At 55.5% G+C, this 10691-nt stretch carries 8 protein-coding genes; all 8 read left to right on the top strand.

Annotation, left to right across the window (positions count from 1 at the left end; translation table 11 throughout):
* The first annotated feature begins 128 nt into the window (after nt 1-128).
* The 8 genes from serC to WF513_RS11280 all read left to right on the top strand — a co-directional run bounded on the left by serC (nt 129) and on the right by WF513_RS11280 (nt 10349).
* On the top strand, nt 129-1214 hold the full coding sequence (gene serC / locus WF513_RS11315; RefSeq protein WP_339079472.1) for a 3-phosphoserine/phosphohydroxythreonine transaminase: 1086 nt from the start codon (nt 129-131) through the stop codon (nt 1212-1214).
* On the top strand, nt 1214-2320 hold the full coding sequence (gene pheA, locus WF513_RS11310) for a prephenate dehydratase (protein ID WP_339079471.1): 1107 nt from the start codon (nt 1214-1216) through the stop codon (nt 2318-2320). The genes serC and pheA overlap by 1 nt, the downstream gene beginning before the upstream one ends.
* Before the next feature lie 91 nt (nt 2321-2411).
* Nucleotides 2412-3518 carry a histidinol-phosphate transaminase gene (gene hisC, locus WF513_RS11305; protein ID WP_339079470.1) on the top strand — a complete coding sequence of 369 codons (1107 nt, stop codon included), beginning with the start codon at nt 2412-2414 and terminating at the stop codon, nt 3516-3518.
* A complete protein-coding gene (locus tag WF513_RS11300) occupies nt 3515-5770 on the top strand; it encodes a bifunctional prephenate dehydrogenase/3-phosphoshikimate 1-carboxyvinyltransferase (RefSeq protein ID WP_339079469.1) in 2256 nt (751 codons plus the stop codon). Before hisC ends, WF513_RS11300 begins: the two co-directional genes overlap by 4 nt.
* Nucleotides 5767-6453, top strand: coding sequence for a (d)CMP kinase (gene cmk, locus WF513_RS11295; protein ID WP_339079468.1), 687 nt, complete (start codon nt 5767-5769; stop codon nt 6451-6453). Before WF513_RS11300 ends, cmk begins: the two co-directional genes overlap by 4 nt.
* Before the next feature lie 152 nt (nt 6454-6605).
* Nucleotides 6606-8300: a 30S ribosomal protein S1 gene (gene rpsA, locus WF513_RS11290; protein WP_298188080.1), complete on the top strand. Its 1695-nt coding sequence runs from the start codon at nt 6606-6608 to the stop codon at nt 8298-8300.
* A gap of 154 nt (nt 8301-8454) precedes the next feature.
* Complete coding sequence (ihfB, locus tag WF513_RS11285) at nt 8455-8739, top strand: integration host factor subunit beta (protein ID WP_090387490.1); 285 nt, start codon at nt 8455-8457, stop codon at nt 8737-8739.
* Nucleotides 8740-9299: 560 nt separating this feature from the next.
* The gene (locus tag WF513_RS11280) at nt 9300-10349 is read left to right on the top strand and encodes an LPS O-antigen chain length determinant protein WzzB (RefSeq protein ID WP_339079467.1); all 1050 of its coding nucleotides are present in this window, start codon (nt 9300-9302) and stop codon (nt 10347-10349) included.
* Nucleotides 10350-10691 lie beyond the last annotated feature (342 nt).

The raw sequence follows: 10691 nt of genomic DNA, 5'->3' as shown, positions 1-10691 counted from the left end.
CCGCCAATCAGCCGCCATGATGGGTTACGCCGCTGCGCGTCTAACCCATCCTACGGGGTCGCTATTAAGGCAGTGCATGCGCCATCGCGAGGGGCGGTGGTGTTCAGTCAATCTGAGAGAGAGTGGATGTGAGCAAGCGAGCCTTTAACTTCTGCGCCGGCCCGGCCGCGCTTCCTGAAGCTGTTCTGCAGCGCGCCCAAGCGGAACTTCTCGATTGGCACGGCAAAGGCCTTTCTGTGATGGAAATGAGCCACCGCAGTGAGGAATACACCTCCATCGCGGAAAATGCCGAACAAGACCTGCGTGATCTGATGGAGATTCCATCGGACTACAAAGTCTTGTTTCTGCAAGGCGGCGCCAGCCAGCAGTTTGCTGAAATCCCGCTTAATCTGCTGCCCGAAGAGGGCGTTGCGGACTATATCGACACCGGTATCTGGTCGCAGAAAAGCATTGAAGAAGCCCGCCGTTACGGCAACATAAACGTCGCCGCCAGCGCCAAGGTCTACGATTACTTCGCTATCCCTGGGCAGAATGATTGGCAGCTGTCGAAAGACGCCGCCTACCTGCACTACGCCAGCAATGAAACCATCGGTGGCCTGCAGTTCGACTGGATCCCCGACATCGGTGACGTGCCACTGGTGGCAGATATGTCTTCCGACATTCTCTCGCGGCCCATTGATGTGTCGAAATTCGGTCTGATCTACGCCGGCGCGCAGAAGAATATCGGCCCCAGTGGTTTAGTCGTCACCATCGTCCGGGAAGACCTGCTCGGTCGCGCACGTAGCGTTTGCCCGACCATGCTCAACTACAAAGTCGCGGCCGATAACGGCTCGATGTACAACACCCCGGCGACCTTCTCTTGGTACCTGTCGGGTCTGGTGTTCGAGTGGCTGAAAGAGCAGGGCGGTGTGGCTGCGATGGAGCGTATCAACCGCGCGAAAAAAGACCTGCTCTACACCGCCATTGATACCAGTGATTTTTACAGCAACCCGATTGCCGTGAATGCGCGCTCTTGGATGAACGTGCCGTTCCGCTTGGCTGACGAGAAACTGGATAAGCCGTTCCTCGCCGGCGCCGACGCCCGTGGCCTGCTTAACCTCAAAGGCCATCGCTCGGTCGGCGGTATGCGCGCCTCTATTTATAACGCGGTGGGCATGGACGCAGTTGAAGCGCTGGTCGCTTACATGGCTGAGTTCGAGAAGGAGCACGGCTGATGACGGATGCAATCTCCGAACAGGAATTACAGGCGCTGCGCCTGCGTATCGATAACCTCGATGAAAAAATTCTCGCCTTAATCAGTGACCGCGCCAGCTGCGCTGAAGAAGTTGCGCGGGTCAAAATGAAGGCCCTGCCAGTCGGCGAGAAGCCAGTGTTCTACCGCCCCGAGCGCGAAGCTCAGGTGCTTAAGCGCATTATGGAGCGCAACCAAGGGCCCTTGGGTAACGAGGAAATGGCGCGGCTGTTTCGCGAAATCATGTCGTCCTGCCTGGCCTTGGAAAACCCGCTTAAGGTTGCCTACCTTGGCCCAGAAGGCACCTTCTCCCAAGCGGCGGCGATGAAGCATTTCGGTCACGCGGTGATCAGTCAGCCGATGGCGGCAATTGATGAGGTGTTTCGCGAAGTGGCCGCTGGTGCGGTTAACTTTGGCGTGGTGCCGGTGGAAAACTCCACCGAAGGTGCAGTCAACCACACCCTCGACAGTTTTCTTGAACACGACATGGTCATTTGCGGCGAAGTCGAGCTGCGCATTCACCATCACCTGCTGGTTGGCGAAACCACCAAGACCGACAAGATCACCCGCATCTATTCCCATGCGCAGTCGTTGGCCCAGTGCCGTAAGTGGCTGGACGCGCATTACCCCAATGTTGAGCGCGTAGCCGTGTCGAGCAACGCCGAGGCGGCTAAACGGGTCAAGGGTGAGTGGAATAGCGCAGCGATTGCCGGTGACATGGCGGCGAGCCTGTATGGCCTAACCAAACTGGCTGAGAAAATCGAGGATCGCCCGGATAACTCCACGCGGTTTTTGATTATCGGCAGCCAGGAAGTGCCGCCGACCGGCGACGACAAAACCTCGGTGATTATCTCCGTGAGCAACAAGCCGGGTGCACTGCATGAGTTGCTGGTGCCATTCCACCATAACGGCATCGACCTGACCCGCATCGAAACTCGTCCGTCGCGCAGCGGTAAGTGGACGTACGTGTTCTTTATCGACTTTGTCGGCCACCACCGCGACCCACTGATCAAAGACGTATTAGAAAAGATCAACCAGGAAGCTGTGGCGCTGAAGGTGCTGGGCTCCTACCCAAAAGCGGTACTCTAAAACTGCTGCGGCACGCCTCAGGTTTCAAGCTACATGCGCATCGACGCCGGGCTGTACTTGGGGCTTGCGGCTTTAAGCGTGAGGCTTTGTTATGACCGATTTCCTCGCCCTGGCCCAGCCGGGCGTGCAAAAGCTATCGCCCTATGTGCCGGGCAAACCGGTCGGCGAATTGGCCCGTGAGCTTGATCTGGAGCCGGCCAGTATCGTCAAGCTGGCCAGTAACGAAAACCCGTTAGGCCCTAGCCTCAAGGCGCTGGAGGCGATTCGTGCTGAATTGGCGGAACTGACCCGTTACCCCGATGGCAACGGCTTCGAGCTTAAAAGCCGTTTGGCTGAACGTTGTGGTGTGCAGATCAATCAGGTCACCTTGGGCAATGGCTCCAATGACATTCTCGATCTGGTCGCCCGCGCCTATTTGGCGCCGGGGTTGAATGCGGTGTTCAGCCAATACGCTTTTGCTGTCTACCCGATTGCCACTCAGGCGGCGGGCGCGCAGGGCAAAGCAGTGCCGGCGCAAGATTACGCTCACGACCTTGAAGCCATGCTCGCGGCCATCGATGAAAACACCCGTGTGGTGTTTATCGCCAACCCGAATAACCCGACGGGCACTTGGTTCGGCCCGGATGCGTTGGAGCGTTTCCTCGCGCGTGTGCCGGGCAATGTGCTGGTGGTGCTGGACGAGGCGTATATCGAGTACGCCGAAGGCGATGAGCTGCCGGACGGCCTCAACTACCTGGCACGCTACGACAACCTGCTGGTCTCGCGCACGTTCTCCAAGGCCTATGGTTTGGCGGCGTTACGTGTTGGCTATGCGATCAGTTCGGCGCAGATTGCCGATGTGCTCAACCGCGTGCGTCAACCCTTTAACGTCAACAGCCTGGCCTTGGCGGCTGCGTGTGCGGCGCTAGATGATGCGGATTACCTAGTTAAAAGTCGTGAGCTGAACGATGCCGGTATGGCCCAGCTTGAGGCTGGCCTGCGCCAATTAGGGCTTGGCTGGATTGCCTCCAAGGCCAACTTTATTGCCGTCGATTTTGCTCGCGATACTTCGGCGATCAACCAAGCACTGCTGCGCGCCGGAGTGATCGTGCGGCCGATAGCGGGTTACGGCTTGCCGAATTTTTTAAGGGTTTCGATTGGTTTGCCCGCTGAAAATGCGCGTTTTCTTGAGGCGTTGGCCAAGGTGCTTAGCGCGTGAGTGAAGGCAAACCTGTTGTCACCCAGGTGCAACCCGCTGAGCTTAAACTCGCTCGCTTGGTAGTGATTGGCTTAGGCTTGATCGGTGGCTCTTTTGCCAAAGGCCTGCGTGAGTGCGGTGTGTTTGACGAGGTGATCGGCGTTGATCTAGACCCGGAATCCCGGCGCATGGCAGTCGATTTGGGTGTGGTTGATCGCTGCGAAACAGATTTGGCCGCCGCTTGTCACGGCGCTGATGTTATCCAATTGGCGGTGCCGATCCTGGCCATGGAAAAGTTGCTAATAGAGCTGGCCAAACTCGATTTGGGTCATGCAGTGCTTACCGATGTCGGCAGCGCCAAGGGCAACGTGGTGCGTGCGGCGCGCCTAGCTTTTAGTGGCCAAACAGTGCGTTTTGTCCCCGGGCATCCAATTGCTGGCTCCGAGCAGAGCGGTGTAGAGGCTGCGAATGCTGAATTATTTCGTCGGCATAAAGTAATTCTGACCCCGAGCGAGCACAGCGATGAAGCCGCATTGGCGCTGGTTGATCGCCTGTGGCGCAAGCTCGGTGCAGATGTTGAGCACATGGAGGTTGAGCATCATGACCAGGTACTGGCGGCAACCAGCCATCTGCCGCATTTGCTGGCCTTCACCCTGGTCGACTCACTGGCCAAGCGCAGTGAGAACCTAGAGATTTTTCGTTACGCTGCGGGTGGTTTTCGCGACTTCACGCGCATCGCCGGCAGTGATCCAGTTATGTGGCATGACATCTTCCTCGCCAATCGCGAGGCGGTGTTGCGCACGCTGGACGTATTTCGCGACGACCTCGACGCCTTGCGCGACGCGGTTGACGCTGGGGACGGGCATCAACTGCTGGGCGTGTTTACTCGCGCTCGCGTAGCCCGTGAGCATTTCAGCAAAATTCTCGCCCGTAGGGCTTATGTGGAAGATATGCACTCGAACGATCTGATTTTTCTGGCTAAGCCTGGCGGCAAACTTTCCGGGCGTATTCGCGTGCCGGGCGACAAATCCATCTCGCATCGCTCCATCATGCTCGGCTCGCTGGCTGAAGGCACCACGCACATTGAAGGCTTCTTGGAAGGCGAAGATGCGCTGGCAACTATTCAGGCATTCCGCGACATGGGCGTGGTCATTGAAGGCCCGCATCACGGCCGCGTCACCGTGCACGGCGTTGGTCTGCATGGCTTAAAGGCGCCAGCCGGCGCGCTGTATATGGGTAATTCCGGCACCTCCATGCGCCTGTTGTCGGGCCTGCTGGCGGCGCAATCATTCGACACCACCCTTACTGGCGATGCATCGCTGTCAAAGCGGCCGATGAATCGCGTGGCCAAGCCATTGCGAGCCATGGGCGCGATTATCGAGACCGGGCCGGAAGGGCGTCCCCCGTTGACCATCCGCGCCGGTAGCCGCTTGGGCGGCATGACCTATGAAATGCCGATGGCCAGTGCTCAGGTGAAATCCTGCCTGTTGTTAGCGGGCTTGTATGCGGTCGGTTCAACCACCGTAATAGAGCCAGCACCGACCCGCGACCACACCGAGCGCATGCTGCGCGGCTTTGGTTGCCCGGTAACGGTTGATGGCAATAGCGCCACCGTAGACTCTGGCCACAAGCTGATCGCCACAAACATTGAAGTACCGGCAGATATTTCCTCGGCAGCCTTCTTCTTGGTGGCCGGCAGCATTGCTGAAGATTCTGAGCTGCTGCTTGAGCACGTTGGTATTAACCCGACGCGCACCGGCGTCATCGATATTCTTAAGCTGATGGGTGGCGATATCACCCTAGAAAACCAGCGTGAAGTCGGCGGCGAGCCAGTGGCGGATATCCGCGTGCGCAGCGCCAAGCTCAAAGGTATCGATATCCCGGAAGACTTGGTGCCGCTGGCCATTGACGAGTTCCCGGTGCTGTTCGTGGCCGCCTCGGTGGCCGAAGGGCGCACCGTGCTGCGCGGCGCTGAAGAGTTACGGGTCAAGGAATCCGACCGTATTCAAGTGATGGCTGATGGCTTAGCGGCCCTCGGCGTCAAGGTTGAGCCAACACCCGACGGCATCATCATCGAAGGCGGCAGCATTGGCGGTGGGGAAGTGTGGGCGCATGGTGATCACCGCATCGCCATGTCGTTTAGCGTGGCGTCACTGCGCGCCACAGCGCCGATCCGCATTCATGATTGCGCCAACGTCGCCACCTCGTTCCCCAACTTCCTCGCGTTGTCGGCTCAAGTGGGTATCCGTGTTGCTGAAGAGGGCAAAGCATGATCGTCGCCCCGGTTATCACCATCGACGGGCCAAGCGGCTCGGGTAAAGGCACTGTAGCCGGCCTGCTGGCCAAGCAACTGGGCTGGCATTTGCTCGATTCGGGTGCGCTGTATCGACTGCTGGCCTTTGCTGCGGGTAACCATGGTGTAGACCTGACTAACGAAGAAGCGATGAAACTGCTTGCCGCTCATCTGGATGTGCAGTTCATCGCCACCGGTAATGGTCATGGCCAGCGCATCATTCTTGAGGGTGAAGAAGTCACCGATCTAATCCGTAACGAGCGAGTCGGCGCTGGCGCATCACTGGTCGCATCCCTGCCTGCAGTGCGCGATGCGCTGCTGCAGCGCCAGCAGGCATTTCAAGAAATGCCGGGCCTAGTTGCCGATGGTCGTGACATGGGCACCGTGGTGTTTCCCGATGCGCAGCTCAAGGTTTTCCTCACCGCCAGCGCCGAGGAGCGTGCTCGCCGGCGCTTCCTGCAGTTGAAGGCCAAGGGTGATGATGTTAACCTCGCGAGTCTTCTCGAGGAGATTCAGGCGCGCGATGAGCGCGATACCCAGCGAGCGGTGGCCCCACTTAAACCTGCGGCCGATGCTATCCAGCTGGATTCCACAGAACTCTCGATTGAACACGTGCTTGAACGAATTCTCAGTGAAGTCGCCCATCGCGACCTCGCTGGATGACCAGAGCCACAGCTGCTTAAGTTGACCGGCTCGCCAAGGAAGCCTACGGGAACCCAGTCCTAGACCCGTCCGCTTCTTTTTACATAAACGTACCCACATTGTCTGGAGTGTGGTTTGGGCGGATTCCCTGCCCTGAATCAACAGGAATTAAAATGAGCGAAAGCTTTGCTGAACTGTTTGAAGAAAGCCTAAAAACCCTGAATCTTCAGGCTGGCTCGATCATCACCGCCATCATCGTCGACATTGATTACCAAGCGGGTTGGGTAACTGTTCACGCTGGTTTGAAGTCGGAAGGCCTCATCCCGTTGGAACAGTTCCACAACGACGCTGGCGAGCTGACCATCAAGGTTGGCGACGAAGTTCACGTTGCGCTGGACGCGGTTGAAGATGGCTTTGGTGAAACCAAGCTGTCCCGCGAAAAAGCCAAGCGTGCCGAGTGCTGGATCGTTCTGGAAGCAGCTTTCGCCGCTGAGGAAGTGGTCACGGGCGTTATCAACGGTAAGGTTAAGGGCGGCTTCACAGTCGACGTTAACGGCATCCGTGCGTTCCTGCCAGGTTCCTTGGTCGATGTCCGTCCAGTGCGTGATACCACTCACTTGGAAGGCAAAGAGCTCGAATTCAAAGTTATCAAGCTGGACCAGAAGCGCAACAACGTTGTCGTTTCCCGCCGCAGCGTGCTGGAAGCCGAGAACAGCGCTGAGCGCGAAGCTCTGCTGGAATCCTTGCAGGAAGGTCAGCAAGTCAAAGGTATCGTCAAGAACCTCACGGATTACGGCGCGTTCGTCGATCTGGGTGGCGTCGATGGCCTGCTGCACATCACCGACATGGCTTGGAAGCGCATCAAGCATCCGTCTGAAATCGTCAACGTTGGCGATGAGATCGACGTCAAAATTCTCAAGTACGACCGCGAGCGTAACCGTGTATCCCTCGGCCTTAAGCAGCTGGGCGAAGATCCATGGGTTGCCATCAAGGCGCGTTACCCGCAGGACACCCGTGTTACTGCGCGCGTAACCAACCTGACCGACTACGGCTGCTTCGCAGAGCTGGAAGAAGGCGTGGAAGGCCTGGTGCACGTATCCGAAATGGATTGGACCAACAAAAACATCCACCCTTCGAAAGTCGTTAACGTCGGCGACGAAGTGGAAGTTATGGTTCTCGATATCGACGAAGAACGTCGTCGTATCTCCTTGGGTATCAAGCAGTGCAAAACTAACCCGTGGGAAGATTTCTCCGGTCAGTTCAACAAGGGCGACAAAATTTCCGGCACCATCAAGTCGATCACCGATTTCGGTATCTTCATTGGTCTGGATGGCGGCATCGACGGCCTTGTTCACCTCTCCGACATCTCCTGGAACGAAGTAGGCGAAGAAGCTGTACGCCGCTTCAAGAAGGGCGACGAGCTGGAAACCGTTATCCTCTCCGTTGACCCAGAGCGTGAGCGCATTTCCCTTGGCATCAAGCAGCTCGAAGAAGATCCATTCTCCGACTACGTAGCTGTAAACGATAAAGGCACTATCGTGCGCGGCATCGTTAAAGAAGTTGACGCCAAAGGCGCCATCATCACCTTGGCCGAAGGCATCGAAGCCACACTGAAAGCCTCCGAAATCAGCCGTGACCGCGTTGAAGACGCGCGCAACGTTCTGAAAGAAGGCGAAGAAGTAGAAGCCAAGATCATCAGCGTTGACCGTAAAAGCCGCGTAATCAGCTTGTCGGTCAAGTCGAAAGACGTTGAAGACGAAAAAGAAGCAATCCAGAGCCTGCGCGACAAGCCAGCTGCCTCTGACATTGCTGCGGGCCCGACCACCTTGGGTGATCTGCTCCGCGCACAAATGGAAAAGCAGAACTAAGTTCAGACACTCCATGAAAAGGGCGACCCTGGGGTCGCCCTTTTTATTGCTTGAAAATCGCTAAGGTATTGTTTTATAGGCTGTTCAAACCCGATTAAGCATGCTAAAACCTTTCTATCTAGTGATCTAGCTGCTTGAAAAAGAAGGGAAAACCATGACCAAGTCGGAGTTGATCGAGCGCATCGTCACCCATCAAGGGCAGCTCTCGTCAAAGGATGTCGAGCTAGCGATCAAAACCATGCTTGAGCAAATGTCGCAGGCACTCTCGACAGGCGACCGCATCGAGATTCGTGGCTTCGGCAGCTTCTCCCTCCACTACCGCGCCCCCCGCGTCGGCCGCAATCCAAAAACCGGTGACTCTGTTCGGCTGGACGGCAAGTTTGTGCCGCACTTCAAGCCTGGCAAAGAGCTACGTGATCGGGTGAATGAGGACGAGTAACCGCCTTCCTCTGATTTCATCTGTTTTTCACAAGCCCGCTACTAATCCGTCAGCTTGCCTGAACCGGCAAGCCCATCAACGTAAAGCCATAAATCCTGATGCCAAGAGCAAGGGAGTTTCTCAATGGCTACGAAATTTTCGTAATCGTCTCGTGCTCGACAGCGATCTAGATTATTTGTCGCATAGCCTTCCATATGTTCTCGATTCGCGGCCAAGCCCATTTCAGTAAGCGTTGATCGTCACTGGCGAGTGATGACTTTGAAATGATCGCTATCTGACGAGATCTTGAGCGTTCAATTGCATAGGCTGCGCACAGTTTCTTCAGTTCGGCAACAAAGACCTGAGCGATGCAAGGGGATGTGGCCGTGATGGAAAATCTAGGCTCTCAGTTGGTAGGATTTACCAGCGAGGCATGGCAAAATGCCTGCTAGAATTCAGAGTGTATGATTCGAACAGCTGTAACGATCGCTATTTGCAATTGGGACATCGCTGCAATGGTTATTCAGTTTTACGGCAACCCCAACTCAAATAACTAATTTTTGACAAAAGATGGATCTACAGTGACCGAGCAAACTTACCAGCGCCAAGCCAATGATGATGAGATCGACCTTGTTGAGCTCTTCCAAAGCCTGTGGGCGCAAAAATGGTTGATAGTCTTTATCACGTTGGTGTTTGCAGTAGCTGCAGCGTCCTATGCGTATCTGAGTAAGCCTGTTTATCAGGCAAGTGCCGCTGTGCTGCCACCGTCTCTTAGTGATATTGCCGGCTTCAACTTGGGGCGAACCGGTGCAGATGAGGGTGGCCTGAAGCCATTTTTGGTTGATGATGTATACGTGGTTTTCGTCGGAAATTTACAGTCAGATAAATCGCGGCGTAAATTTTTTAAAGAGTTCTACTTACCGTCGCTGGAGGATGCTCAGCGCGTAGGGTCACAGGATAATCTTTATAAAGCATTTAACGAAAAGTTTAGTATCAAAGCTACGGATAAGACACAGCCGGATCGTTACTCCATAGTTGTCGAGCATCATAAGCCTGATTCAGCCTCGGCGTTGGTTAAACAATATATTGACCAAGTTAGTGTGCGATCACTAGAAGATGTGTTGCAGAACGGCAAGCGCGAGCTTGCTGTGCAAGCTCGTAATATTGAACAGCAAATAAAATCGGGTCGCAACAGCGCAAAAATTCGCAGGGATGATCGTACAAAGCAGCTGAAGGAAGCACTAACAGTCGCCGACGCCATAGGCCTTGATAATCCTCCGGTTGTTAACACAGAACTATCTGCATTTATGGACGGCAGCTTGATGTACATGCGGGGCGCAAAATCGTTGCGCGCTGAAATGGAGGTGTTGCAGGCGCGCGTCTCCAATGATCCGTTTATCCCTGGGTTACGTGACCTTGAAGCTAAATATCAGCTACTTACAGAAGTGAGTATTGATCGGAGCAATGTTGCAGTCTTCCGCCAAGACGGTGAAATTGGGGTGCCAGATCAGCCAATTAAGCCGAAAAAGGCGCTCATCGTAGCGCTAGGCATCGTGCTGGGCGGTATGTTGGGTATGTTTATTGCGCTGATCCGAGTGATGCTGATAAAGCATACAGCTAAGGTAAAGTGATTTGTCGATACCTGCTGCGTTGTGCTGTACGTACTGTGTTAGCGAGGGCTTATAAAGCTTATGGTGCTCGCAGACGCTGCACGATAGCAGTTCCGAGTTGAGTCTTTCGGCCGCGCTGAGCAGTCTGCTAAAACTAAATATTCGCTGAAAGCAATTTTTGCGCAGTGCTGGCTGTTGTGATTGGCAACACCCGTAAGTACTGATCATCGGCCAAGAGCGGCAACGACTACTATCGTTAACGGAATAACACGGACCGACCTCATGGGATACCTCACTACCCTTCACCACAGCACCAAGTAAAGCCCGAGCGCCATATACCATCAACAACTGATGCGTGCCGTC

Origin of the sequence: Pseudomonas sp. TMP9 (assembly GCF_037943105.1) — a bacterium.
Classification (GTDB): Bacteria; Pseudomonadota; Gammaproteobacteria; order Pseudomonadales; family Pseudomonadaceae; genus Aquipseudomonas.
Note: the sequence above shows the minus strand (reverse complement) of the source record. Positions and strands in the feature narration are given on the sequence as shown.